At 59.4% G+C, this 26755-nt stretch carries 25 protein-coding genes and 1 pseudogene; 17 read left to right on the forward strand and 9 right to left on the reverse strand.

Annotation, left to right across the window (positions count from 1 at the left end; all coding sequences use genetic code 11):
• Positions 1-16: 16 nt before the first annotated feature.
• Positions 17-1006 carry a sugar-binding transcriptional regulator gene (locus RVY79_RS03795; protein ID WP_317462700.1) on the reverse strand — a complete coding sequence of 330 codons (990 nt, stop codon included), beginning with the start codon at positions 1004-1006 and terminating at the stop codon, positions 17-19.
• 457 nt (positions 1007-1463) lie between these two features.
• Between RVY79_RS03795 and tal the strand changes: the two genes are divergently transcribed.
• Positions 1464-2420, forward strand: coding sequence for a transaldolase (tal, locus tag RVY79_RS03800; protein WP_317462701.1), 957 nt, complete (start codon positions 1464-1466; stop codon positions 2418-2420).
• Between the two features lie 25 nt (positions 2421-2445).
• Positions 2446-4437: a transketolase gene (tkt, locus tag RVY79_RS03805; protein ID WP_317462702.1), complete on the forward strand. Its 1992-nt coding sequence runs from the start codon at positions 2446-2448 to the stop codon at positions 4435-4437.
• 65 nt (positions 4438-4502) lie between these two features.
• On the opposite strand, the gene RVY79_RS03810 is transcribed toward tkt, so the two are convergent.
• The 5 genes from RVY79_RS03810 to RVY79_RS03830 all read right to left on the reverse strand — a co-directional run bounded on the left by RVY79_RS03810 (position 4503) and on the right by RVY79_RS03830 (position 8445).
• On the reverse strand, positions 4503-4970 hold the full coding sequence (locus tag RVY79_RS03810; RefSeq protein WP_317462703.1) for a YbaK/EbsC family protein: 468 nt from the start codon (positions 4968-4970) through the stop codon (positions 4503-4505).
• 62 nt (positions 4971-5032) lie between these two features.
• Positions 5033-6205, reverse strand: coding sequence for an acetyl-CoA C-acetyltransferase (locus RVY79_RS03815; RefSeq protein ID WP_317463227.1), 1173 nt, complete (start codon positions 6203-6205; stop codon positions 5033-5035).
• 16 nt (positions 6206-6221) lie between these two features.
• The gene (locus tag RVY79_RS03820; RefSeq protein ID WP_317462704.1) at positions 6222-6869 is read right to left on the reverse strand and encodes a CoA transferase subunit B; all 648 of its coding nucleotides are present in this window, start codon (positions 6867-6869) and stop codon (positions 6222-6224) included.
• A 1-nt stretch (position 6870) separates the two neighbouring features.
• Entirely contained in the window at positions 6871-7572 is a 702-nt protein-coding gene (locus RVY79_RS03825) for a CoA transferase subunit A (protein WP_317462705.1), read from the reverse strand.
• 162 nt (positions 7573-7734) lie between these two features.
• Positions 7735-8445 carry a GntR family transcriptional regulator gene (locus tag RVY79_RS03830; RefSeq protein WP_317462706.1) on the reverse strand — a complete coding sequence of 237 codons (711 nt, stop codon included), beginning with the start codon at positions 8443-8445 and terminating at the stop codon, positions 7735-7737.
• 455 nt (positions 8446-8900) lie between these two features.
• Here RVY79_RS03830 and RVY79_RS03835 point away from each other — a divergent pair, with 455 nt between their 5' ends.
• From RVY79_RS03835 to RVY79_RS03880, 10 genes and pseudogenes are all read left to right on the forward strand, one after another.
• A complete protein-coding gene (locus tag RVY79_RS03835; protein WP_317462707.1) occupies positions 8901-9899 on the forward strand; it encodes a TRAP transporter substrate-binding protein in 999 nt (332 codons plus the stop codon).
• A gap of 62 nt (positions 9900-9961) precedes the next feature.
• Positions 9962-10453, forward strand: a complete 492-nt coding sequence (locus RVY79_RS03840) for a TRAP transporter small permease (protein WP_317462708.1) — start codon at positions 9962-9964, stop codon at positions 10451-10453.
• A gap of 3 nt (positions 10454-10456) precedes the next feature.
• Positions 10457-11728 carry a TRAP transporter large permease gene (locus tag RVY79_RS03845; protein WP_317462709.1) on the forward strand — a complete coding sequence of 424 codons (1272 nt, stop codon included), beginning with the start codon at positions 10457-10459 and terminating at the stop codon, positions 11726-11728.
• A gap of 40 nt (positions 11729-11768) precedes the next feature.
• The gene (locus RVY79_RS03850; protein WP_317462710.1) at positions 11769-12545 is read left to right on the forward strand and encodes an SDR family oxidoreductase; all 777 of its coding nucleotides are present in this window, start codon (positions 11769-11771) and stop codon (positions 12543-12545) included.
• Between the two features lie 19 nt (positions 12546-12564).
• Positions 12565-13500 (forward strand): 3-hydroxyacyl-CoA dehydrogenase, encoded by a 936-nt coding sequence (locus tag RVY79_RS03855; protein ID WP_317462711.1) that lies wholly within the window; start codon positions 12565-12567, stop codon positions 13498-13500.
• Positions 13501-13529: 29 nt separating this feature from the next.
• On the forward strand, positions 13530-14462 hold the full coding sequence (locus RVY79_RS03860) for a 3-keto-5-aminohexanoate cleavage protein (protein ID WP_317462712.1): 933 nt from the start codon (positions 13530-13532) through the stop codon (positions 14460-14462).
• A gap of 11 nt (positions 14463-14473) precedes the next feature.
• Positions 14474-15007 (forward strand): gamma carbonic anhydrase family protein, encoded by a 534-nt coding sequence (locus RVY79_RS03865; protein ID WP_317462713.1) that lies wholly within the window; start codon positions 14474-14476, stop codon positions 15005-15007.
• Between the two features lie 36 nt (positions 15008-15043).
• Positions 15044-16078, forward strand: a complete 1035-nt coding sequence (locus RVY79_RS03870; protein ID WP_317462714.1) for a LacI family DNA-binding transcriptional regulator — start codon at positions 15044-15046, stop codon at positions 16076-16078.
• Between the two features lie 4 nt (positions 16079-16082).
• A pseudogene (locus RVY79_RS03875) lies at positions 16083-17209 on the forward strand (glycerate kinase).
• Positions 17210-17423: 214 nt separating this feature from the next.
• On the forward strand, positions 17424-18803 hold the full coding sequence (locus RVY79_RS03880) for an NAD-dependent succinate-semialdehyde dehydrogenase (protein ID WP_317462715.1): 1380 nt from the start codon (positions 17424-17426) through the stop codon (positions 18801-18803).
• A gap of 137 nt (positions 18804-18940) precedes the next feature.
• Here the strand turns inward: RVY79_RS03880 and RVY79_RS03885 are convergent, their stop codons facing one another.
• Together RVY79_RS03885 and RVY79_RS03890 are read right to left on the reverse strand one after the other, a co-directional pair.
• Entirely contained in the window at positions 18941-19069 is a 129-nt protein-coding gene (locus tag RVY79_RS03885) for a hypothetical protein (RefSeq protein ID WP_317462716.1), read from the reverse strand.
• Between the two features lie 82 nt (positions 19070-19151).
• Positions 19152-19922: a MipA/OmpV family protein gene (locus tag RVY79_RS03890; RefSeq protein ID WP_317462717.1), complete on the reverse strand. Its 771-nt coding sequence runs from the start codon at positions 19920-19922 to the stop codon at positions 19152-19154.
• A 237-nt stretch (positions 19923-20159) separates the two neighbouring features.
• On the opposite strand from RVY79_RS03890, the gene RVY79_RS03895 reads away from it, so the two are divergent.
• Together RVY79_RS03895 and RVY79_RS03900 are read left to right on the forward strand one after the other, a co-directional pair.
• The gene (locus tag RVY79_RS03895; protein ID WP_317462718.1) at positions 20160-20897 is read left to right on the forward strand and encodes a trimeric intracellular cation channel family protein; all 738 of its coding nucleotides are present in this window, start codon (positions 20160-20162) and stop codon (positions 20895-20897) included.
• A gap of 62 nt (positions 20898-20959) precedes the next feature.
• Positions 20960-22060: an NADH:flavin oxidoreductase/NADH oxidase gene (locus RVY79_RS03900; RefSeq protein WP_317462719.1), complete on the forward strand. Its 1101-nt coding sequence runs from the start codon at positions 20960-20962 to the stop codon at positions 22058-22060.
• A 112-nt stretch (positions 22061-22172) separates the two neighbouring features.
• Here the strand turns inward: RVY79_RS03900 and RVY79_RS03905 are convergent, their stop codons facing one another.
• Complete coding sequence (locus tag RVY79_RS03905; RefSeq protein ID WP_317462720.1) at positions 22173-23645, reverse strand: aldehyde dehydrogenase family protein; 1473 nt, start codon at positions 23643-23645, stop codon at positions 22173-22175.
• 335 nt (positions 23646-23980) lie between these two features.
• On the opposite strand from RVY79_RS03905, the gene RVY79_RS03910 reads away from it, so the two are divergent.
• The 3 genes from RVY79_RS03910 (at position 23981) to RVY79_RS03920 (ending at position 26746) form a co-directional block, all read left to right on the forward strand.
• A complete protein-coding gene (locus RVY79_RS03910) occupies positions 23981-25147 on the forward strand; it encodes an MFS transporter (RefSeq protein WP_317462721.1) in 1167 nt (388 codons plus the stop codon).
• Positions 25148-25262: 115 nt separating this feature from the next.
• Positions 25263-25811, forward strand: coding sequence for a thioredoxin family protein (locus tag RVY79_RS03915; RefSeq protein WP_317462722.1), 549 nt, complete (start codon positions 25263-25265; stop codon positions 25809-25811).
• The gene (locus tag RVY79_RS03920; protein WP_317462723.1) at positions 25802-26746 is read left to right on the forward strand and encodes a threonine/serine dehydratase; all 945 of its coding nucleotides are present in this window, start codon (positions 25802-25804) and stop codon (positions 26744-26746) included. Before RVY79_RS03915 ends, RVY79_RS03920 begins: the two co-directional genes overlap by 10 nt.
• The last annotated feature ends 9 nt before the right edge of the window (positions 26747-26755 follow it).

The following is a 26755-nucleotide window of genomic DNA, read 5'->3' on the forward strand; positions in this document are numbered from 1 at the left end:
ACAATATAATGGAGGATTAACGCACCGGGTGATCGTCAGCCCGAGTCGCCTCATCTAGGCGCAGTATGGTGTGCGCATTGGTGGCGCTGGTCGCCAACGTATCGATGACGCCAGTTCTCAACGCCCCCAGGATCCCCGCCGCCTTGGTGTTTTCACTGGCGATCGCCACCACATCGGGAATCCGCGCCAGATCCATGATAGTCAAGCCAATGACCCGCCCTTGCATGGGCGTTTCCGACGGCCGGCCAAAGATGTCGATGAAGTCATAGCCCATCATGTCTCCCACGGTTCCTGAGAGCCGCGCCTCGGCGATCTCCTGGGGCGTGAACCAGCCCATCCGCACCATGTTGCTATCCTCGCTGAGATCGCCGACACCTATCATCGCGATATCCGCACGCCGCGCCCTGTCCAAGGTCTGGCGCACGGTGGGATTTTCATACATCGAATCGCGCAGCGCCGGATTCTGCACCAGCGCCGGAGCATAAAGCGTCTCGCTATCGCCGCCATACTTCATCGCCAGGCGGCGACAGATATGGTCGGGGTTCATGTACTCGCCGGCACGCAACGAACCACCAATGGCACACACGAACGAGCATTTGCGCTCGCCTTGCTCGAAGACGTTATCGGCCACCGAGCCCACGTTACGCCCCATGCCCACCGCCACGATCGAACCATCGTGCAATTCGCGCGACAAATGATCGGCCACCAGGCTGGCAACACCGGAACGCTGAACGTCGGGGTCGGTGTGGTCGAGCGCAATCAAGGCGCGCTTGATACCGAAGCGGCGTATCAGCGCCTGCTCGATCTCGGCACTCACCGCTGGATGCTGGCGCACCCGTACATTAACGATACCTTCAGCCTGCGCTCGCTTGAGCCAGCGCCCCGCCTTGACTCGCGAGATGCCCAGGCGATTGGCAATAACCTCCTGCGTTTCTCCCTCCACGTAATAGAGAGTGGCAATCTCGGTCATCAACGCGATATCAGCGTTCTCAACGCGCTCGTTCATAGCGATGGCCTCATACGATCCTTGACTGACAATCGGCACAAGATATCACAGCGACTCGCAGAATCCTCAGTGCTTACAAATGGTTGAGCGCTGATTGGCTAAGCTCGGCATAAATCCCCCACCCTTGTCACCATCATCCCATTCTCCACGCTGATCAAAATATCAACTAAAGACCATTTGAAAAAGCAAAAGCTATCCCAAGGAAGCTCATAACCCAAACGAAGAAGCCTATAAAAACTCAAAAAACCAACGCACCTAGCTTAAAAAGCAATATAACCACATGAACAACATGACTTATTTAAAAATTATCGACTAAAGCACCACGATCATATCCAGAATAGGCCTTGACACACCCTCGCATCAAGGATAAACATTTGATCAACAAAAGAACATTTGAAAATGTTGCTCATCAGACTCTGTTCGGGCAACCAACCAGGTTGATCCAGTGGAGACACGCATGATTTCACAGCTCGACTCACTCAAGGCATTGTCGCAAGTGGTCGCCGACACCGGGGACCCAGCCGCCATCGAACGTTATCGGCCCGTCGATGCCACCACCAACCCTTCCTTGATCCTCAAGGCATTCGAACTGCCCGAGTATCAACCACTGATCGAGCGGGTTCTAGCCGAGGAGCGCACCGAGAAACCGCACGATGCCCACCATTTGGAGCGCATCGTCGATCGACTCTCGGTCGGCATCGGCAGCGAGGTCGCCCAACTCATTCCGGGGCGCGTCTCCACCGAGGTCGCCGCCAAGCTCTCGTTCGATACCCAGGCCAGTATCCGCAAAGCCCATGAATTGGTGGCGCGTTACGAAGCGCTGGGTATCGGTCGCGAACGTATCTTGATCAAGCTCGCCTCGACCTGGGAGGGGATCCGTGCCGCCGAGGTGCTCGAGCGTGAGGGCATCCAGTGCAACCTGACGCTCTTGTTCAGCGACGCTCAAGCCCAGGCTTGCTTCGATGCCGGCGTGTTCCTGATTTCACCCTTCGTAGGGCGTGTCACCGACTGGTATCAGAAAGAAACCGAGCAGACATTCGGGCCCGACGATGATCCCGGTGTGCGGTTCGTGCGGCAGGTCTGCGAGCGCGCCGATAAAGGCGGCTACGACACCGTCGTCATGGGGGCCAGCTTTCGTACGCCGGAGCAAGTCCTCGCCCTCGCCGGCTGTCACCGACTGACGATCTCCCCTGCCTTGCTGGAAACGCTCGAGACGCGCGAAGGTAATGTCGACGCCAAGGTAAGTTTCACGCACCCCGAGGCACAGCCCACCACGCCCCTCGGAGAAAGCGCCTTTCGCTGGCAGCATAATCAAGACCCCATGGCCATCGACAAGCTGGCCGAAGGCATCCGGCGCTTCGCCGACGATCAGGCCCGCCTCGAGGACTTGATCGCCGACCGGCTCGCCGACTGATTCACCGCTCATGGAGGAGACACCGATGCCCTCTCGCTTCACACTGGCCAATGCCATTCGCGCCCTTTCGATGGATGCCGTGCAGGCGGCCAATTCCGGCCACCCCGGCGCACCAATGGGTATGGCCGATATCGCCGAAGTGCTATGGAATGACCACCTCAAGCACAACCCCGGCAACCCGACCTGGCCCGACCGCGACCGTTTCGTGCTCTCCAACGGGCATGGCTCGATGCTCTTGTACTCGCTGTTGCACCTCAGCGGTTACGACCTGGCCATCGACGACATCAAGCAATTCCGACAGCTCCATTCGCGCACGCCCGGTCATCCCGAGCTCGGCTATACGCCCGGGGTCGAGACGACCACCGGCCCCCTGGGTCAAGGGCTCGCCAACGCCGTGGGCCTGGCGCTGGCCGAGCGCACCCTGGCCGCGCAATACAATCGCCCGGGACACGACATCGTCGACCATCGCACCTGGTGCTTCGTCGGCGATGGCTGCCTGATGGAGGGCATCAGCCACGAAGCCTGCTCGCTAGCAGGTACCCAGGGCCTCGGCAAGCTGACCGTCATCTACGACGATAACGGCATCTCCATCGACGGCGAGGTCGCGGGGTGGTTCACCGATGACACCGCCAAGCGCTTCGAGGCCTACGGCTGGCAGGTCATCGCCGACGTCGACGGCCATGACCCCGCTGCCATCGAAGACGCCATCAGTGCCGCCAAACAACACGACCAGCGCCCGACCTTGATCATCTGCAAGACGGTCATCGGCTTCGGCGCGCCCAATAAACAGGGCACCGGCGCCTGTCATGGCGCCGCCCTGGGCGAGGATGAAGTTGCCGCCGCACGCCAGCGCCTCGATTGGCCGCATCCGCCGTTTCACGTGCCCGCCGACGTCTACGCGGGGTGGAACGCCGACACGGCCGGCCAGCAAGCCGAGGCCGAGTGGCGCCAACGTTTCGCGCGCTACGCCGAGGCCTATCCCGAGCTCGCCGAGGAGCTGGAGCGCCGCTGGCGTGGCGAGCTACCCGGCGATCTGGGCGGCAGCGCCCTGATCGAAGAGGCCCAGCAAGCCTGCGACACACTCGCCTCGCGCAAGGCCTCGCTGGGCGTGCTCAATCGCCTGGGACCCAAGCTGCCTGAACTGCTCGGCGGCAGCGCCGATCTCGCGCCGTCGAATCTGACGTTCTGGGAGGGAGCACGCGTACTCTCCGCGCAGTCCCCCGAGGGCAACTACCTGCATTACGGTGTCCGTGAGTTCGCTATGGGTGCCATCATGAACGGCATCAGCATGCACGGCGGCTTCATTCCCTATGGGGCGACATTCCTCACCTTCATGGAGTACATGCACAACGCCGTGCGCATGGCCGCCATCGCGCGGCGCCAGGTGATCTTCGTCTACACCCACGACTCCATCGGCCTGGGCGAAGACGGCCCTACTCATCAGCCCATCGAACAGCTCAATGCGCTACGCATCACGCCCAACTTGGCGACGTGGCGCCCCTGCGACGCCACCGAAACCAGCGTGGCCTGGCTGGCGGCACTCAAGCGCCAGGACGGCCCCACGGCTCTGGTCTTCTCGCGCCAAGGGTTACCCGGGCAAGCACGCGATGTCGCACAGCTCGCCGCTATCGAACGCGGCGGTTACGTACTCTACGACAGCGACGCCCCACCCGAGCTGATTCTCATCGCCACCGGTTCGGAAGTAGGCCTTGCCATGGAGGCCGCCACCCAGCTCAACGACCAGGGGCGGCAGGTTCGCGTCGTCTCGATGCCCTGCGCCAGCGCCTTCGATGCACAAGACGCCGATTACCAGGAGGCGGTGCTGCCGCCTGGGGTGACACGTCGCCTCGCCATCGAAGCCTCGCATCCCGACTATTGGCGCAAATACGTCGGCCCTCGCGGCAGCGTGATCGGCATGACCGGCTACGGGGAATCGGGCAAGGCCGAGGACTTGTTCCGCCACTTCGGATTCACCGTCGAGAACGTGGTCGACAAGGCCCGCGCCTTGCTCGATTGAGGTGTCTGGCCCGAGCCGCTGGATTATCTATGATCGCCAGGGCTGGGCTAAGTGTGACGCCAGCCTCACGCCAAGGCTTGGCACACATCCACCCACTCGGCCTCGGTGAGCGACGCCAGCCGCTCGGAAGACAAGCGGACGGCGATCTTATGAGTACCGGCGGCGGGCAAGACGTCGTCGAAGTGACGTAACGAGACGTCGCAATAGACCGGTAGTGCCGTCGCCAACCCGAACGGACAAACACCGCCCCCGGGGTGGCCAGTCACTGCCAATACGCGCTCGGCGTCTAGCATCTTGGCTTTACCGCCGAAGGCTTCACGCAGCTTGCGGTTATCGAGACGCCGATCGCCCCCCGCCACGACCAAGATGTCACGTTCACCGATACGCAGCGCGAGTGTCTTGGCGATCTGTCCCGGCGCAACGCCGTGAGCATGTGCCGCCTGCTCCACCGTGGCTGTACTAGTCTCGAGCTCGAGAATGTCTAGGTCGGGGGCTTTATCCGCGAGAAAGGCATGGGCGGACGCTAAGCTCATGGCGTTTTCCTTGTAGGTGGGCAAAGTGGCACATTAAGCCATTCCAAGCGTATTCAGCACTACTACCGCTCTACAGTGAGTCCTACCCCTTGTCCACCACCGATACATAGCGTAGCCAGTCCTTTGTGGACGTCGCGGCGCTGCATTTCGTGGAGCAGCGTTACCAGAATGCGCGCGCCGGAGGCACCAATGGGATGGCCCAGCGCGATCGCACCGCCATTGACGTTGACCTTGTCCTTATTCCATCCCAGATCCTTGGCCACGGCCAGCGTCTGGGCGGCAAAAGCTTCGTTGGCTTCGACCAGGTCCAGCTCGTCGATGGTCCAGCCGGCCCGCTCCAGGCAGCGGCGAGTCGCTGGCACCGGGCCGATGCCCATGGTGGCCGGATCAACGGCGGCATTGGCATAGGCACGAATGGTGGCAAGAACCGGTAGCCCAAGCTTGGCGGCCCGCTCGGCGCTCATGATCAATAGCGCGGCGGCACCGTCGTTGAGCGAAGAGGCGTTGCCCGCGGTGACACTGCCGCTCTTGGAAAACGCCGATCTGAGTTTGCCCAAGGACTCGGCGGTAACACCGTCTTGGGGTTGCTCATCGCGTTCGACCAGGATGGGATCACCTCGCCGTTGAGGGACACTGACCGGCGTGATCTCGGCGTCGAAATAGCCAGCGTCTCGCGCCGCTGCGGCGCGTCGTTGCGATTCTGCGGCGTAGGCATCTTGTTCTTCCCGGGAGATGCCCCATTGTTCGGCGACGTTTTCCGCTGTAATACCCATATGGTAGTCGTTGAAAGCGTCCCACAGGCCGTCGCTGATCATGCTGTCGAGGAGCTCGGCGTGCCCCATCCGCAGCCCGGTACGGGCTTTGGGCAGGACGTAGGGCGCCAGGCTCATGCTCTCCATACCGCCGGCAACGATGGTATCAGCATCGCCGCAGCGGATCGCCTGAATCGCTAGGTGCACCGCCTTGAGCCCAGAGCCGCAGACTTTATCGACGGTCATCGCCGGCACACTGTCAGGCAGGCCCGCTGCAATTGAGGCCTGACGTGCCGTGTTTTGACCCAGTCCGGCACGCAGCACGTGGCCCATGATCACTTCGTCGACGCCAGCCGGATCGATGTCCTCGAGAATACGTTGGACTGCCGTGGCGCCCAAAGTCACAGCAGGCACACTCGACAGCCCGCCCTGGAACGTACCGATCGGCGTGCGCGTGGCGGCGACGATGACCACATCGCGCATCGATGTTGTAGTTCCATCAGACATGGGCTGTCTCCCGCTGATCGAGTAGTTCACAACCTGTGGCTTCACGTATCTCCTCGAGGGTGACATCAGGCGCCAACTCGACCAGAGCCAACCCTTGGTCGGTGACATCCATCACCCCAAGGTCAGTAATGATGCGATTGACCACACCGACGCCGGTCAGCGGCAACGAACACTCATCGAGGATCTTGTGCTCGCCCTTGGCGGTATGACTCATCAAGATGACCACCCGCTGCACGCCAGCAACCAGATCCATGGCGCCGCCCATGCCCTTGACCATCTTTCCAGGGATCATCCAGTTGGCCAGATCGCCTTTGCAGGAGACCTGCATGGCACCCAGTATCGCCAGGTTGACGTGACCGCCACGGATCATGGCGAATGACTCGGCGTTATCGAAGTAGCTCGAGCCGGGCAGGGCGGTGACGGTTTGCTTGCCAGCATTGATCAGATCGGGATCAACGGTCTCTTCGGTCGGGAAAGGACCAATGCCAAGCAGGCCGTTCTCCGACTGCAGCCAGACATCCAAGCCTTCGGGAATATAGTTCGCCACCAGCGTCGGCTGGCCGATGCCGAGATTGACGTAGAAGCCGTCTCGCAATTCGCCGGCGGCGCGCTCCGCCATCTGTTCCTTTGTCCAGGTCATCTCAATTCACCTCCCTGAGCGTGCGTTTCTCAATGCGTTTTCCCGGCGCCGGGTTGTATACGATGCGATGCACGAAGATGCCTGGCAGATGGATGTCTTCGGGATCGATGTCGCCAGTATCGACGATCTCCTCGACCTCTACTACGCAGACCTTGCCAGCCATTGCCGCCAGCGGATTGAAGTTGCGGGCGGTCTTGTTGAAGCGCAGATTGCCGGCCTTGTCGGCGACCTGGGCCTTGACCAAGGCGATATCGACCGGCAGCCCTCGCTCCATAACGTAATGGTCTCCATCGAACTCGCGTATCTCCTTGCCTTCGGCGATTTTAGTGCCGTAGCCAGTTTTAGTGTAAAAGGCGGCGATACCGGCCCCCCCGGCGCGAAGGCGTTCGGCCAGCGTGCCCTGGGGACAAAACTCGAGCTCCAACTCTCCGGAGAGATACTGACGCTCGAATTCTTTGTTCTCGCCCACGTAGGACGAGAGCATTTTCCTGATCTGGCGAGACTCAAGCAGGATTCCGAGGCCAAAACCATCAACGCCAGCGTTGTTGCTAGCGACGGTCAAATCTTTCTTGCCCGTATCGCGTAGGGCCACGATCAGTGATTCGGGGATGCCGCAAAGGCCGAAGCCACCGACGGCCAGGGTCATACCATCTTCGATCAGATCATCGAGCGCAGCCGATGCTGAGGCGTATTGTTTGTTCATTTCAGTACTCTCATTTCGTAGTAAAACTCAGGAGCATGGGCTTAGATACTGGCTGATTCGCCCTGAATCATCTTGACGCTCGATGTCCTGGTACAGCACTAGATTTTGTCGAAAGCCTTTCGGTGGAGGTATTTGGGAAAGTAATGACATATTTTCACCTAATTAGACGGATTGTTTACTGCCAGGAAAATGTAGCTGCTGGAGAAGCATTTCGAGAGAGGTGGAAGCCTCCATAATGTCTTCGGTTACTGCAGCCCGAGCAGCCGACTCGTCGTGCTCATACAGAGCCTCTAGAATACGGGAATGAGCTAGCATTGAACGTTCAAGATGCTGATGATCAGGAGCGACCAGAGCGAAGTATGGCCCCATGTGGAGCCAGAAATTCTCAACTGCGGCCATAATCAGTTCCGCATCGGCGGCTTGATAAATTCGACGATGGAAGGAAAAATTCGCTCGTAGATAACGCTGAGTATTACCTACATTGGCTGCGTCTTGAAGATCGTCATATTCCTGTCGGATCTCAGCCATATCTTCATCATTCATTCGTCGGGCGGCCCGCTCAAGTAATAGTCCTTCCAGTGTAACGCGGGCATCGCGAATTTCTCGCAGATTAGCCGTGTTCATTGACCGGATACGGATGCGCGAAGTCTTGGTTTCTTCGAAGGCATTTTCAGCGCTCAGCCTATGCAGAGCTTCGCGTACTGGCATTTGACTAGCGCCAAGTGCATCCGACAGCCCTCGAATAGTCAGCTTCTGGCCAGGATTGAACTGGCCACTCATTAATGCCTCCCGTAGTTGTCGATAGACTTGCTCTCTTTGTGTGACTCGCGACACCTGTCTGATATGTGGCAACTGCAATTCGTCGCTATTCACGATGGCCTCTCCTTTTTATGTATCAAAAATATGTGATCACAAAAAAAATTTCTATGGATGTAGGTGTCAACTTTAGTCGCACGCGTGATTCGTTATGTGTTGAATCCAGGAATGAAGTAACGGGGACTGACCCCATGGCGTCACACCCTACTTCCAAGCACTACCAGGCAGAAGCGGCAATAGCGAACAAGCGGAGAGATCAATTGATAGCATTTAGACTACGTAACCCAACTGTTAGACAAAAGTATATTTACTTTATTTTCAATAAGTTAACTATTTTATTTCGGCTATAAAAAATATCACTATTGCATACGTATGCATCATCACCTAAACATAGTAGAGCGTAAGTACAGAATATCAAAAGTAAGCAATCTGTCCTTCGTATAAGCATTATCCACAAACTCATAAGTACAATGCAGCCAACGATTTTTTGGCAAAAATCTCAGGAGCTCATAATGGCACACTTTCGAACCAAGAAATTAGCTCTCACCGCCCTCGCGACATTGATCCCTCTCGCCTTGTCCACAGGGGCCTCCGCCCAGGCCGAGCGTGTCATAGATGTCAGCCTTCCTCTTGGGCCAGAGTCACAGCAAGGAATTGGCGTTCTGAAGTTTGGCGAAGAACTGAAGCGCCTTTCTGATGGTCGCTTGACCATAGAGCCCCACTACGACAACGCACTCGGCGCTGAACGTGAAGTCATCGAAGGCATGGGCTTCGGCACCATCGATGCCGGCATAACGTCCACCGGGCCCATGGGGGGATTCGTCGATGAATTCCTGCTGTTCGACCTGCCGTACATCTTCGAAAACCATGAGCATGCCTACGCTTTCCTCGATAGCAAGTACGGTGATCAGCTAGCTCAGCTTGCAGAGGAACAGATGAACGTAAAGTTCCTAGCGTGGATGGAGAACGGCTTCCGTCACGAGACTAACTCGGTACGACCCATCGAACATCCCAGCGACCTCCAGGGCATCGATCACCGCACTCAGCAGAGTCCTGTTCAGATCGACACTTGGGAAGCGCTTGGGGCCAATGCTACCCCTATGGCCTGGACCGAGGTCTACACAGCCCTTCAGCAAGGCGTGATGGAGAGCCAGGAGAATCCTTTGGCAACCATCTATGACGTGAATTTCTATGAAGTTCAGGACTACCTGAACATGACCAAGCACGTCTATTCGCCGGCCCCGCTGATGATGAGTCTAGATCTCTTCAACTCCTTCAGCGAGCAAGATCAGGCCATCATCATGAAGGCCGCCCAGATCGCGCTTCCCGTCCAACGCAAAGCCAGTCAAGAACTTGAAAAGCGTTATCTAAAGAAGCTCGAAAAGCTAGGCATGACCGTGACACACCCAGATCTTGCCCCTTTCCGTGAAGCGGTTCGACCTGTCATCGACGAGTGGGCTCCTACTATCGGAGAGGACTTGGTCGAAGCTGCTATTAACTTCGATTACTGAGCCTTACGACGCCCGCATGCGGCATATCGCATGCGGACGTCACCCTGACGTATGAGGCAATCATGAGAGCATACCTATTACTGGCAAATAGAGTCATTGACCAGTTCAATCGGCTAATCGGATGGGGATTAGTCATCCTTCTACTGGTGATGACCGTGCTCATTTGTTGGCAGGTGTTCGCCAGGTTCGTGATCGGAGATCCCCTGTATTTTTCCGAGGAGATCGCGCGCTTTTCGATGCTGTGGTTGACCTTCCTCGGGGCAGGATATGCCTTCCGCAAGAGCCGGCTCATCTCGGTGGATATTGTGCTCGAGTACGCCGGCCCCTGGCTTTCCAGGTTCATGCGCGTGCTGGTGGTGCTGGTGTCGCTAGTATTCGCTTTCATTCTGATCAAGTACGGCCTCGACATTGTCGATCGAGTCTCGTTCCAGACGGCCCCCAGCACTCGAGTGTCGATGATGTGGCCCTATCTGTCGGTGCCGGTCGGCGGCATCGTGATCATGATCAATGCCGTAGGGCTGTTGATCGATGAATGCATCGGCGCAGAGGAATAAGCCATGACACTACTTCTGTTCGTGCTGCTGATGGTGTTCTTCATCATCGGCTTACCCATCGCCTTCTCGTTGGGGCTAGCCTCTGCGGTGACAGTCTGGTATGGCGACTTGATGCCGATGCTGATCATCCCGCAGCAGCTCATCGCCTCGGTGAACTCCTTCCCGCTGATGGCGATTCCCTTCTTTATCCTGGCCGGTTACCTGATGCAAGGCGGTGGGATTTCCAAACGTCTGGTCGACTTCTCCAATACCCTGGTGGGTAGCATGACCGGCGGACTGGCGATGGTGGCCATCGTCACCTCGCTGTTCTTTGCCGCGATTTCGGGCTCGGGAGCGGCTACCACCGCAGCGATCGGCTCGATCCTGATTCCGGCCATGATTTCGAAAGGTTACTCAGCCACCTATGCGTCGGCCAACCAAGCGGCGTCGGGGGCACTGGGCGTGATTATCCCGCCGAGTATCCCGCTGATCCTGTACTCCATCGCTGCGGATGTCTCGGTCAGCGACATGTTCATGGCCGGTGTATTACCAGGGCTGATGCTCACGCTAAGCCTGCTGATCTATGCCTACGTCTACGCCAAGTTCAACCATTACGGTGGCGAGGCGAAAACCTCCTGGAAGGAGGTCTACCAGGCGGGGAAGAAGGCCATCCTGGCGATCCTGATGCCGGTCATCATTCTTGGGGGGATCTACGGTGGCATCTTCACGCCGACCGAGGCCGCCGTGGTCGCTGTTGCCTACTCTCTAGTAGTCGGCTGCCTGGTTTATCGAGAGATAAAGCTCAGCCAGATCCTGTCGATCTTTCAGGAGTCTGCGGTGACCACGGCAGTCATTTTGGTCATCATCGGTGCTGCAGGCATCTATGGAAGGATCCTGCAGCACCTGCGGGTGCCGGACATGGTCTCCAATTTCGTAATTGACACCATCGAGAGCCCCTTCGTCTTCATCGTGCTGCTTAACCTGCTGCTGTTGCTGGCGGGCATGTTCATCGAGGCCGCCGCAGCCATCCTGATTTTCGTGCCGATCCTGCTGCCGATCGCGATCAGCTTCGGTTTCGACCCGGTTCATCTGGGCATCATCATGGTGGTCAATCTGGCCATGGGCATGTTCACGCCGCCAGTGGGCCTCAACCTGTTCGTTGCCTCGCAGATATCGAAGGTCGGTATCTCCAGGCTCTCCTTTTCTGTCTTGCCCTTCGTAGCGATCGTGCTGATCAACCTGCTGCTGATCAGTGTCTTGCCGTTCCTTTCTACTTGGCTGCCTTCGCTGCGCTAACTCCAGCGGGCGATAACGATGAATTACAAGAGGACCATGAATGAAAACAACTGAACTGCTCATTCCCAAGCAAGGCCTCAAGGTGCTTGTGACCGCCGGCGCGAGCGGCATTGGATTGGCCATTGCCCAGGCGTTTCTGGACGCCGGTGCCAGGGTGCACGTCTGCGACATCGACGATAAAAGCCTGGGCGAGCTCCCGGCAGGGATCACCTCGACCCGCGCCGATGTCAGCGATGAGACCGATGTCGAGGCCCTGTTTCGGGCGCTCTGCGAGCACATGGACGGGCTCGATGTAGTGGTCAATAACGCCGGCATCGCGGGGCCGACCGCCGGTATGGACGAGATCAGCACCGACGAATGGATGCGCACCATCGACATCAACCTCAACGGCCAGTATTTGGTCGCCAAGCGAGCAATTCCCTTGCTCAAGGCGTCCTCGGGGCTGCTCGTCAATATGGCCTCGGTGGCCGGGCGGCTGGGGTTCGCCTACCGCACCCCCTACGCCGCCAGCAAATGGGCGGTGGTGGGGCTGACCAAGAGCCTGGCCAGCGAGTTGGGTCCCGATGGCGTGCGGGTCAACGCCATCCTGCCGGGCATCGTAAGTGGTCCGCGCATCCAGCGCGTGATCGAGGATCGCGCCAGGCAGCGGGGCACCAGCTATGCGGAGATGGAAAAGGAAAACCTCGCCAAGGTGTCGATGAGGAAGATGGTCGAGGCCACCGACATCGCCGCCATGGCGCTGTTCCTCTCGGCATCCGGCGGCGCCAATATCTCCGGCCAGGCTCTGAGCGTCTGCGCCAACGTCGAATCCCTGTGACCGGCAAAGGAGTCACCTCATGACAGCTCAGATAGGCATCATCGGCGCCGGCCTGATCGGCCGCGCCTGGGCCATCGTCTTCGCCCGGGCAGGCATGCCCGTGTCCCTCTACGATGTGGATGCCGGTGCCTTGGACATGGCCCGGGGCACCATACGCCAGTCCCTCGACGACCTTCAGCAGGCAGGCTTGATCGAGGATGTGGAAGCCACCCTGTCGCTCATCCAGACGGAAAGCGATCTGGCGCGAGCCATGGCAAGCGCAGAGTACATCCAGGAGTGCGGCCCCGAGAACGTCGAGGCCAAGCGGCGCATCTACACCGACCTGGAGGCGGTGGCGACCGAGGACACCGTGCTGGCCAGCTCCACCTCGGGCATCGCCGCCTCGCAGTTCACCGACCACCTGCGCCACCCCGAACGCTGTCTGGTCGCGCATCCGGTGAATCCGCCCTACCTGATCCCACTGGTCGAGGTCGCCCCCGCCCCGGCCACCTCGGACGCGACCGTGAACCGTACCATGCGCCTCATGAAGCAAGCTTGGCAAACGCCGATTCTGGTCCGCAAAGAAGTCCAAGGCTTCATCCTTAACCGCCTGCAGGGCGCCCTGCTCAACGAGGCGCTGCGTCTATTCCGCGGCGGCTACGTCTCCGCCGAGGACCTCGACAAGACCGTCAAGCATGGATTAGGCCTGCGCTGGTCCTTCATGGGGCCCTTCGAGACCATCGATCTCAATGCGCCATCCGGCGTGGTCGACTATGCCAATCGCTACGGCCCCCTGTACCGCGACGTCGATCGGCAGCGCGGTGACGACGCTCCCTGGGATCCCGCGACGCTGGCCGCCCTAGACAAGGAGCGCCGGGAACGACTTCCAACCAGCGGCCTCGCCGACCGGCAAGCCTGGCGCGACCGTCGCCTCATGGCGCTGATGGCCCATCAGCGCAGCTTCTCTTCTTCCTGACCCCGACACCCACCCGGAGAGACATTCCCATGGCTACCCAACGCAAAGTCATAATCACCTGCGCCGTGACCGGCGCCATCCACACGCCCTCCATGTCACCGTACCTGCCGGTCACTCCGGAGGAGATCGCCGAGGCCGGGATCGCCGCCGCCGAGGCGGGCGCCTCCATCCTTCACCTCCACGCCCGCGACCCTGACAACGGCAAGCCCACCCAGGACCCCGCCGTCTTCGAGCGTTTCCTACCGCGCATCAAGGCCTCCACCAATGCGGTCGTCAACCTAACCACCGGCGGCAGCCCGCACATGACCGTGGAGGAGCGTATGCGCCCGGCCATAGAGTTCAAACCGGAGCTCGCCTCAATGAATATGGGATCGATTAACTTTGGCTTGTTTCCCATGCTCAATCGCTACGAGAGTTTCCAGCACAAGTGGGAGCGTGAACACCTCGAAAACAGTCGCGACCTGGTGTTCAAGAACACCTTCGCCGACATCGAGAAAGCCATGACCATAGGCACGGAGAACGGTACACGCTTCGAGTGCGAATGCTATGACATCGGGCATCTCTACAACCTGCGCAACCTCATGGATCGCGGCATCATTGGTGGGCGTGTCTTCGTGCAGAGCGTCTTCGGCATTCTCGGTGGCATCGGTCCCCACCCGGAGGACGTAATGCATATGCGCCGCACCGCCAACAGGTTATTCGGCGATGACTACGAATGGTCCGTGCTTGGCGCCGGCAGCGGCCAGATGCGCATTGCCGCTCAGGCTGCTGCCATAGGAGGCCATGTACGGGTTGGCCTCGAGGATTCACTGTGGCTCGAGCCAGGCAAGCTCGCCGAAAGTAACGCCAGCCAGGTCGCCAAAGTGCGTAAGATTCTCGAGGGCCTCTCATTCGAGGTGGCTACCCCTGACGAGGCACGCGAAATGCTACAGTTGAAGGGGGCCGACCAGGTCGGCTTCTAAGGAGACGCTTCATGCCCCTCTATCGACTTGAGGACCACGCACCCAACATCGACCCCAGCGCCATGGTGTTGGATGAAGCCATCCTCATTGGCCGCATCCATCTTGGCCGCCGGGTTAGCGTTTGGCCAGGCGCGGTGCTACGTGGAGACAATGAGCCGATCACCGTCGGCGAAAGCAGCAACCTGCAGGACGGGTGCGTAGTGCACACCGACCCTGGCTACCCGGTCGCCATTGGCCGCCGGGTCACCGTTGGGCACCTGGCCATGCTACACGGCTGCCATATCGGAGATGGCGTGCTGGTCGGTATGAACGCCACTATACTCAACGGCGCCGCGATCGGCGAACACTGCATCATCGGTGCGGGAGCATTGATCACTTCCGGCAAGCGATTTCCTCCTCGCTCACTGATCGTTGGTGCGCCCGCCAAGGTCGTCAGAGAGTTGACCGACGAGGAGGTACAGTCGGCACTAGACAATAGCGATACCTATGTGCAGAAGATCAACATGTATCGTTCCCTAGAACGCCTCGAACCGGCTTTGAGATAGCCGGCTGTCTCAGTCACCACGACACGATATAAATCGATGAAAAGAAAATCCGTTACCTCACGCGAGGTCGCCAAACTGGCTGGCGTCTCGCAGTCCGCTGTTAGCCGGACATTCTCTCCCAATGCCAAAGTCTCAGAGAGGACACGCAAGAAGGTAATGGAGGCCTCGCGCGAGTTAGGCTATCGGCCTAATACGATCGCCCGCTCGCTTATTACGCGCTCTAGCCGGACTATCGCAGTAGTCACATACAGCCTGAAGAACCCCTTCTACAGCTTTATGCTGGAGCAGGCATCACGCTTCTTTCAGCAGCAGGGCTACCACCTTCTTTTGTTCAGCGCTCCCTCGGACGGTGGGGTCGACTCCGTACTCGACGACATTATCAAGAGCCAAGTGGAGGGCGTTCTCATGCTTGCCATCACGATGAACGAACAACAGGCACGACTGGTCGTCGATTTCAGCATTCCCGTGGTCATCATCAACCGTACCGTGGATTATGCAGGTATTAGCCAGGTGGGCAGTGACAATTTCCGGGGAGGATTTTGGGCTGGTCAATATCTCGCTTCGCAGGGCCATCAACGCATCGCCTATTTGGCCGGTTTACCAGACTCCTCTACCGAACAGCAACGACATGCAGGTTTCCTTAAAGGGTTAGCTTCGATGGAGCTCGAACTCTACAGCGATGATGTCGGCAACTACCGTTATGACGATGCCAGTCAGGCCACACGCCGGCTCTGCTCCTCGTCACCGAAGCCTGACGCGATATTTGCAGCTAATGATCTCATGGCCATTGCAGCTATGGAAATCATACGCGACGAATTCTGCATGAAAGTACCCGATGATGTGGCCATCATCGGGTTCGATGATGTACCTATGGCATCGTGGCCCAGTTACTCTCTCACGACTCTACAGCAACCTGTAGAGACTATGATCATGCGCGCTACTGAACTCTTGCTGAAGCAAATTGATTATCCGGAAACGCCCACCGAGCACATCACTCTCCCCGTCACTCCGATGCTTCGCCATAGTACTCGCCGCCCCACAACCTCAGACAACATCACCACAAGAGTATGACACCTTGCGAGTCTTATTAGCGCCCGATAGTTACAAGGATGCCGTATCTGCCAATCAGGCCACCGCAGCACTGGCAAGAGGAGTATACCGAGGCTGTCCAGATATCGACATTGATGAGTGCCCGATGGGGGACGGCGGCGAAGGCACGCTAAACGCCATCCTTGTGGCTACTCAGGCATATCAACAGTCAGCCAAAGTCCGAGATGCTTTAGGCCGTACATGTGAAGCGTCTTGGGGTTGGCACCCTGGAACCCAGACTGCCTTCATAGAATTAGCAGAAGCTTGTGGCTTGCAAAAGCTGGCGATGGATGAGCGAACAGCACTTTACAGTTCGACTTATGGTGTTGGAGAACTTATCTGCCGAGCTCTCGATCATGGAGCAAAGCGAATTCTTCTCTTGCTTGGTGGCAGTGCAACAAACGACGCCGGTGCAGGAATGCTCCAAGCACTAGGCGCCAAACTGACAGATGCCCGAGGTGATCCGTTACCTGGCGGTGGCGTTCACCTCACTAACCTCGACAAGCTAAACCTCAGTGGCCTCGACCCAAGGCTACGAGAAATTTCCATTGAAGCCGCCATCGATGTAGATAATCCCTTGGTCGGGCATCAGGGCGCGAGCGTTGTTTTTGGTCCTCAGAAGGGAGCCAGTTCAGCAGAAGTAGCGTATCTGGATACGTCCCTTAAACATTTTGCCGATATCACAACCCGCACCCTCAATACCGACTACCGAAACCTTCCAGGCGCAGGGCGGCAGGAGGTATTGGCTTTGCGGCACATACTTTCTTGCAGGCGATCCTGAGGCCGGGAATCGAGCTCGTAATGCACCATATGGGCTTCCACGAAAGGCTGGAGCATGCCGACCTAGTCATTACCGGTGAAGGTAAACTCGACGAACAAAGCTTGTCTGGCAAGACGCCCATCGGCATATCCCGCCTTGCAAGAAAGTTGGATGTCCCAATCGTAGTGATTGCCGGAAGTCTAGGACAAGGCTGGCAATCCTGTCATCGCGAGGGCGTGACCGCAGCATTTTCCCTAGTGGATCGCCCCATGCCTTTAACAGATGCTTTGGAGAGATGCGAGGCCCTGCTATCCGACAGATCAGAAAGTATTATCCGGCTCCTCCATCGCTGACGTTCATGGCTAGATGTAGCCCGGATGAGGAAACTAGCCTAAAGAAGGCGGTCTCAATGAGCAAGTGCAACACCTGACGCACTTGCTCATTGAGACCGCCCATTCGACGTACCCCTTGATTCTCTCCTTCAGCATCGCCAGAACGAGTGGTGAGGCAAGCAGGAAGGCTGCCTCGGGAAGATTCGTCACCGACGATCCCGTTAAGGAGGATGACATGAGCCGCAAGACCCTCACCGCCGTCAATCCCGCCAACGATCAGGTGCTCGGCGAGCACGAGATGCTCGACGATGCCCAGTTGGCCGAAAAGCTCAACCAAGCCCGCGAGGGCTATGCCGAATTCCGTCACCTGCCGGTGGCCGACCGCAAACATCGGCTCACCGCACTGGCCGACTTGATCGATGAACATCAGCGCGAAATGGCTGAGATCATCGCCCATGAAATGGGCAAGCCATTCCACCAAGGAATTGCCGAGACGCAGATTTCCTCGGCCATCGTGCGCTTCTACGCCGACAACCTGGACTCCCTGCTCAAGCCTCAACCGCGCCAGGTAGAAGGCGCACAGAAGGCGGAAATCGTTCACGATCCGATGGGCGCCGTACTCGGCGTGATGCCGTGGAACTATCCGCTTTATCAGGTAGTGCGTTTCGCCGCGCCCAACCTGGCGGGTGGCAACGTTTGCCTGCTCAAGCATGCCTCCAACGTGCCGGGCTGTGCCAAATACATCACCAAGCTGTTTCATGACGCCGGCTTCAAGGAAGGCACTTTCACTTGGCTGCCGATCGGCTCCGACAAGGTCGAGGGCATCGTGCACGATCCGCTCGTCTGCGGCGTCACGCTGACCGGCAGCGAGGAAGCCGGCCGCGCCGTGGCCAAGATCGCCGGCGACGCCATCAAGCCCAGCGTGCTCGAACTCGGTGGCATCGACCCGCTGATCGTGCTCGACGATGCCGATGTCGACAAGGCGGTAGAACTGGCCGTGAACGGCCGCTTCGACAATACCGGGCAAAGCTGCGCGGCCTCAAAGCGCCTGATTGTCGAACGTCCAATGCTGGAACGCTTTACCGAGCGGCTCATCGACCGTGTTCAGCAGATGAACATCGGCGACCCCATGGACGGCGACACCGAGATCGGCCCCATGTCGCGCAAGGACCTGCGTGACGATATACACGATCAGGTACAGCGCGCTATCAAGCACGGCGCGCAGCTCGAAACCGGCGGTGAGATCCTCGACCGTCCCGGTGCCTGGTACGCCCCAACCGTGCTGACCAACGTGGCGCCCGGCAACCCGGCCTTCGACGAGGAACTGTTCGGCCCGGTGGCCTCGGTCATCGTCGCCGACGATGCCGAACACGCCATCGAGCTGGCCAACAATTGCCGCTATGGGCTGGGCGGCACCGTGGTCGGTCAGGACGTGAAGCGCGCCGAACAGGTCGCACGTCGGCTCGAAGTCGGCATGAGCTTCGTCAATCGACCCACCACGCCCTTTGCCGAGCTTCCCTTCGGTGGCGTCAAGGAAAGCGGCTACGGTCGCGAGCAAAGCGAATACGGCTTTGGCGCCTTCCTCAACGTGCGCACGGTCTATATCGCCGAGTAAGCAAACCGTAAACGCCCCAACGCAAGCGCCCCCGCCCAATCATTGGGCGGGGGCGCTTCGTCGTTCGGCATCCGTGATGTTCCGTCAAAGGTCCAAGCCGGCCTTGTCACGGCTATGGATCTCTTGGATCGACTCCCTTAGATATAGGGATTGGATGTCTGTTCTTGAAAACCGCGATAGGCGCTTTCGGTCATCATTCCCAGCACACGGCCTGCATGCTTGCCAAAACGCTTGAGCAGAGTCGGTCGCGCAGTCGAAATCGTCATGGATAACGTGCCTGTGTCAGTGGATACACAGGCATTATACCTTAGTCTTTATACTTTGGTCTAATTTCGGCCGCGCTCGGTGCTAGAAGTTGTAATTGATGAAGCCGCCTGCATAAGCCTGGGTCGCATCACCGATATCGTCGACGATAGGGCTATCCTTGGCGTCGCCGGTCAGGCGTGACACACCGACCATCCCCGTGACGGACCACGCTTGCGTGAAGTGATAGCTCAGACTGGCATCGGCGCCGACCTTGAAGTAACCCTCGCTCGGCGTGTAGACATCCAGTCCCGAACGCTGGCTTTCCCGCGCGGAGATGCCGAACATATCCTCGGCCCAGGACTCGCTCCCATAGGCGATGCTCGGTCCCAGCGAGACGGACAGCCGCTGGGTCAGACGCGAGCGCCAATGCGCCTTGGCGCTGGCGTGATAGCCGTCCACATCCCCGGTCACCGGCGTTTCCACCGCCGCACTGTATAGCCAATTGCCCTCGGTATACTCGGCCCGCAGCCCGGCCGTGACACCGCCATCGACCTTGTCCAGGCGGTGCAGATCGTCCTCGTCGTCGCGCCCGAGGGTATAACCGAGAAACGGCGACACCTTCCAGCCATCCTGGTTGATGACGTTCCATCCCACCCCATCGCGTGCGTTGATATACACGCTATCGCCATAGGTCAGGTCGACCGACGGCCACACGGAGGTTTCGTAATCGTCGCTCCCCAGGTAGTCGGGGGAGTAAATCGCCCCTGCGCCCAAGCTCCCCTGCCAGCCGCTTTCCTGTGCCTGGCTAGGCGTTGCCGCCGCCAGCAGCGGTAGTCCAACGGCCAGCGTCGCGTATCGATATCTTGCCTGCATAGTTCCGACTCCCTGAATGGGTTGCATGACCACCGGCTGGCCGCCCGCCACGTTGCAGGCATACGTACCCGGTCTTTTACATACGATATCGTAGGTATTTCTGGCGCGCCAGCCGATCTTCGGCAGTGGGAGGCGGACCAGAGAGCGCTGACGTATCTGGGTACTTGAGCCTACAATGACGTTCGTTTTGTATTTCTGCTTACGCGGTAGCTGGCAAAATAGCCAAGGAGCGTCGGAGTGACAGGGTGGGTTTATTGGCTGGATTTAGCCGGTGTGATCGTCTTCGCACTCTCAGGGATCATCCTTGCCTGCCGCTCGCGAATGGATCCCTTCGGCATGCTGGTACTGGCCGCGATGACCGGCATTGGCGGCGGCACCCTGCGCGATCTGTTACTCGGCGTTCGTCCGGTGTTCTGGGTCACCGACCCTACCTATCTCTGGGTGATCATCATCACCGTCGTGATCTCGATCATCGGCTTTCATTACATTCATCGGTTATCGCGCATCGTTTTGCCCGTACTCGACGCCTTTGGCCTCGCCATCTTCACCATCATCGGCGCTCACAAGGCATTGGCGCTAGGCCATGGAGGTACCGTCGCTGTCTTGATGGGGCTCTTAACCGGTGTCGCAGGCGGAATGCTACGTGATGTGCTCGCAAGACGAGTCCCCATGGTGCTACGCCAGGAAATTTATGCGACCGCCTCTATTGCAGGCGCCTGGACCTACGTCATCCTCTACAGCCAACCCATCCATCCCTACGCCATTATCGCTCTGCCTATTCTGGTGATCTTGGCGCTACGCCTGAGTGCCATCTACTGGCGTCTCTCCTTACCGGTATTCGCCTGGATCACTTCGCCAGCCGAAGCCTCATCTCAAAGCACTATGCACAACGCAACACCGGCGTCGAAAGAGGTAGAAAAGAAGTCACGCCCTAAAGCCCGCGTGCGAATGCTCTCACCCAAACGGCGTAGATAGCCATTGCCAAATAATAGTTAGCAAACTACATTCTTGCCATCATTCGCTTCAGGAACGTTTTCATGGCATCCCCTAAGCTGTTCACGCCGCTCACGCTCGGCGAGCTCGAATTGGCCAATCGCATCGTCATTTCACCGATGTGCCAATACTCCGCCGATGATAGCGGCAGCATGACCGATTGGCACAAGATTCATCTGGGGAATCTCTCGCTCTCCGGCGCTGGCCTGCTGATCGTCGAGGCCTCCGCCGTCGCGGCGGAAGGACGCATCACCTCCGGTGACGTAGGTCTCTATTCGGACGATAACGAGCAAGCAATGGCGCGGGTACTCGAGTCGATTCGCGCCCATTCGCCGATGCCGGTCGGCATCCAGCTCGGCCACGCCGGACGCAAGGCTTCCTGCCAGGCACCCTGGGACGGCGGCGCTCAGCTTGGCCTCGACGAGGGCGGCTGGCAGACCGTGGCGCCTTCCGCCATCGCGTATCAGGACGGGCAACGTCCGCCACAGGCGATGAGCCTCGAGGATATCGAGCAGCTCAAGGCGAACTTCGTCGCCTCGGCCCAGCGCGCCGAGCGTCTCGGCTTCGAGCTGATCGAATTGCACGCGGCGCATGGCTATCTATTGCACGAGTTCCTGTCGCCGCTTTCGAATCAGCGCGACGACGCCTACGGCGGCAATCTGGAAAATCGCATGCGGATCGTGCTGGAGGTCTTCGACGCCGTGCGTGAGGTGTTCCCGAGCGACAAGCCAGTCGGCATTCGCATCTCCGGCAGCGACTGGGTCGAAGGCGGCTGGGATCTCGAACAGAGCGTCGAATTGGCCAAGGCCCTCGACGCCCGTGGCTGCAACTTCATCGACTGCTCCGGCGGCGGTCTCGATCCGCGCCAGACGCTCGAGGTCGGCCCCAACTATCAGGTGCCGTTCGCTCGCCGCATGAAACAGGAAGTCGCCATGCCGGTGATCGCGGTGGGACTGATCACCGAGCCGGAACAAGCCGAAGGCATCGTGTTCAGCGGTGAGGCGGACGCTGTCGCACTGGCGCGCGGCATGCTTTTTGATCCGCGCTGGCCGTGGCACGCCGCCGCCAAACTGGGCGCCAGCGTGCACGCCCCGAAGCAGTGTCTGCGTAGCCAGCCGCACACGCTGAAAGGGTTATTCGGCTAACGCGATATTTACGCACCGTAGGCATTTTGCAGGCGGCCCGCCTCGTTGTAACGAAGCGGGCCGCTTGTTTTCACGCTCTACCCTCAATACGCCACCATTACCATATTTCAAACTAGAACGGATACTGGCGCGGCGCGTGCTGTAGCGTGATCCAGTGTTCGGTGGTGAATTCATCGATCGCCCAGTCACCGTTGAAGCGGCCCAGGCCGGAGTTCTTTTCACCGCCGAACGGCGCATGCGGTTCGTCATTCACGGGAATATCGTTGACATGGGTCATGCCCGCCTTGATGTTCTGCGCAAAGCGTACGCCGCGTTCCAAGTTCTGGGTAAAGACCGCACTGGAGAGACCAAACTCGGTGCGATTGGCCAGTTCCAGCGCATGCGCTTCATCGCGCGCTGACTGAATACCCACCAGCGGTCCGAAGATTTCCTCCTCGGCGATTTCCATTTCCGCCGTGACATCACCGAACACATGCGGGGGAAGCACGTTGCCTTGTGCCTCGCCGCCGGTCAGCAGCTTGGCCCCTTCGGCCTGCGCCTTGGCGATCTTGGTCTGGAGCCCGTCGAGCTGCTTGGCATTGATGATCGGTCCCACAGCCGTCTCGGCATCGGCGGGATCGCCGCAGCGCAGCGCCTTGACGCGTTCGACGAAGCGCGCCGTGAACGCCTCCAGCAGCGGTGCTTCGACGATGATGCGGTTGATCGCCATGCAAATCTGGCCCTGGTGCAGGAACTTGCCCATCACCGCTGCATCGACCGCCTGCTCGACATCGGCATCCGCCAGCACCACGAAGGGGCTGTTACCGCCCAGCTCCAGCGCGACATGCTTGAGATGCTTGCCGCCGCTGGCCAGGCGTCCGATGTTGAGGCCCACCGGCGTCGACCCGGTGAAGGTGATCAACGACGGCACGGGATGCTCGACGAAGGCGTCGCCGATCTCGGAACCGGCGCCGACAAGGACGCTCAACACCCCTGCCGGCAGCCCGGCTTCTTCAAAGATGCGCGCCAATAGCAGTCCCCCGGTAATGGGCGTGTCGCTCGCCGGCTTGATGACCACCGCGTTACCTAACGCCAACGCCGGCGAGACCGAGCGAGCACTCAGGTTGAGCGGAAAGTTCCAGGGGCTGATGACGCCCACCACGCCCAACGGCGCCCGATAGACACGACTTTCCTTGCCGGGAATGTCCGAGGGCAGAATACGTCCGTGTGCCCGCGTCGGCATGCTGGCCGCTTCCTGAGTGATCGCCCGCGCCGCGCTCCATTCAATCTGCGCCTTGATGCGGGTACTGCCGGATTCTCGAATGATCCAGTCGATGATCTCGTCACGGCGCTCATCGAAAATCGCCACCGCCCGGCGCATGACATCACCGCGGGCGTTGGGCCCCATCGCCGCCCATTCGGCCTGGGCCACTTGTGCTTGGCGATAAGCATCGTCAAGGTCCTGACGATCGGCCATGGCCAACTCGAGCAAGGCCTCCCCGGTATACGGATTGGTCACGCGCAGACGGCGTTCGGCGCGGCCTTGTCGCCACTCTCCCGCGATCGGCTGGGTATCCTGGCCGGCAAACAACGGTGCTTGTGTCATGTCTCTCACCTCAATCGACGTACGAAGACGCGGCGCTGTCTGGTCGCGTCGCTGTCATGCGAGACTAGCCGGGCACTTAAGACGCAGACTAATAGTAATGCCCAATGGTCTCGATACGTGGTGATCGCACCGCCAAATCCGACTAGTCCTCCAGCGGCTCGTAGGGCAAGCCCACGTAGTTTTCGGCGATGGGATACGCAATTCCTAGACTTCCGCTCAATAACCCGCAATCAGCAAGTCACCTACTCCGTGGCTCGCCGCCGGGATACCGACGAGACTCCGTCGCCAGATACTTGCTAAGCTAACGTTTTATTTCACCACCCCGGGAACGTTCGATGGTTCATAAAAAGGCAATTGCGTATTCAGTGTCATTCGCCGCTTTTCTGGGCCCTTTTACTCAAACCGTCTACGTTCCCATCCTCCCCGAGCTGCAAGACACACTGGCCACCAGCCAACTGCTCATCAACGCCAGTATCTCGGTATTTACCTTCATCATCGCCTTCATGCAGATCCTCTACGGTCCGCTGACCGACAGCCTGGGACGCAAGAAAGTCTTGCTCCCCGGGATCGCGCTTTACGTCGCGGCGTCGATCGGTTGTTTCTATGCCGATCACATCACCTCGCTGCTCTTCTTCCGCGTATTTCAAGCGGTTGGAATCGCGACGGGGTCGGTGGTCGCCGTCACCGTTATAGGCGACCTTTTCCAAGGCGAGGAGCGTCTCAAGGCAATGGGCACCTTCCAGATGATGGTCGCGCTCGGCCCCGTCATCGGACCAGTGGCAGGCGGCTTCATCGCCGGCCGGCTCGACTATCACTTCGTTTTTCTGGCACTGGCCATCGCCGGAGCGCTGATCGGCATCATCAACTGGATATTGCTCCGAGAGACCAAGCCCGCCGGCCCTGCCCGCAAAATAGACCTCGCCGAATATGCCCGCATCGCACGCGACCGACAGGGGCTGACCCTTGGCATTCTGGGCTTTGTGCAGTTCTACATTTACTACAATTTCCTGGTCTATTTGCCGGTGATTCTCGACCGGGGCTATACGCTCACCGTGGCCCAGAAAGGGCTGATGTTCTTGCCGCTTTCTGTGGCCCTGGTGCTGGGCAGTTTCCTGAGCAGCCGTGTGCAGAAACGTCTGTCGACGGAAAGCCTATTGGTAGCCACCACACTACTGGGGGCCATCGATGTCGTGGTTTTTCTCGTCACAACGATGCACTCGCTGGCGATGCTCATCACCACCACCTTTATTTTCGGCCTGCTGCTGGGCCTCTCGCTACCCGCGCAGACCGCGCTGCTGACGCGCGTCTTCGTCACCCACCGCGCCACCGCCGTGGGGCTCTACAATTTCTTTCGCTTCATGGGCATGGCCAGCGGGCCGTTTCTCGGCGCTCTACTCTTCAGCCTCGGCGATCTCACGCTATTGTTCAGCATCGCCGCCCTACTGCTGCTGCTCATCGCCCTACTCGCCCGGCACAATCTGACGCCCGCCCGACATACCTAGGCGGAGATACCCTCAGGCATATTTGCCTCTCGGGGGCCAACCACGCCTAGAATGAATGCATGCATCGCGCCTGTTGCCAGGCGTGGTTGTTATTCATCGCGCATAGGAGGTCCCCATGTCATTGACGCCTTCCACCATGATCGAGCTGGGCTCGCCACTGCCGGCATTTCGGCTTCCCGATGCCGAGGGCAAGGAGGTCGACAGCGCGGACTTCGTCGGGCGGCCGGTGCTGGTAGCATTCATCTGCAACCACTGCCCGTTCGTCAAGCATATCGCGGATGCCTTCTCCGACTTCTCCCGCGAGTACCAGGCCAAGGGCCTGTCAGTGGTCGCCATCAACAGCAACGACTTTCACGCCCACCCGGATGACAGCCCCGAGCGCATGCGCGAGGAAATCGACACACGCGGCTACACCTTTCATTACCTGGTGGACGAGAGCCAGGACGTGGCGCGCGCTTTCGACGCGGCCTGTACGCCTGACTTCTTCCTCTTCGATCATGAGCATCGCCTGGCTTATCGTGGCCAGTTCGACGCCAGCCGCCCCAGCAAAGAGACGCCGGTCACCGGAGAAGATCTACGCGCCGCCGCCGATGCCGTGCTCGCGGACCGCGCACCGTCGGCCCAGCAAATCCCCTCCATGGGCTGCAACATCAAATGGAAGTGAGCGATGTTCAGCGCGCGCGGCGCCGTATCGCCAAGGCGCTCGCACCAACACCGCTGGTGCTTGATCACGTGCTTTCCGAGCGCCTGGGACGGCGCGTATGGCTCAAGGTCGAGTCACTACAGCACACCGGTTCCTTCAAGGCGCGCGGCTCGCTGAACTGGCTGGGCACGGCCCGTGACGAGGAGCTCAGCGGTGGGCTGGGCGCCGTATCCGCCGGCAACCACGCCCTGGGGCTGGCTTGGGCGGCACGCCAGCGGAACGTGCCCGTGACCATCGTGATGCCCGAGAATGCCAGCCCTTTCAAGGTAGAAGGCAGCCGCGCGCTGGGAGCGGAGGTCATCCTGCATGGCGACATCAACGCAGCCTGGACGTTGATGCATGAACTGGTCGAAAAACGCGGCCTGACGCTAGTGCATCCCTATGACGACGAACGCATCATCGCCGGGCAAGGCACGCTGGGGCTCGAGGTGCTCGAGCAGGCACCCGACGCGCAGGCAATCCTGTGCCCCGTCGGTGGGGGCGGGTTAATCGGGGGAATTGGTGTAGCTGCCTCGGCACTGCGCCCCTCGCTCTCGCTAATCGGCGTGGAACCCAGCGGGGCGGCCAGCATGGCGCATGCCTGGGCCCAAGACGGCCCGGCGAAGCTCGACAGGGTCGAAAGCTGCGCCAAGAGTCTCGCCGCCGCCATCGTCGGCGAACACACCTATCTGCTGAGTCGCCGATACGTCGCCAAGCTCCTCGCCGTGGACGAAGAGGCCATTCACCGCGCCATGCGCCATCTGCTCTACCAGACCAAGCTGGTCGCGGAGCCCGGCGCCGCCGTGGGCGTGGCCGCCCTGCTGGAAGACGCCGCCACGCTGCCGCCGCAAGGCGATATCGTGGTCATCGTCACCGGCGCCAATCTGGGGCGCGACGAGTTGGCTGACTTTCTTTGATGTACGCGC

The sequence above is a fragment of the Chromohalobacter sp. HP20-39 genome (assembly GCF_033052815.1).
Taxonomy (GTDB): domain Bacteria; phylum Pseudomonadota; class Gammaproteobacteria; order Pseudomonadales; family Halomonadaceae; genus Chromohalobacter.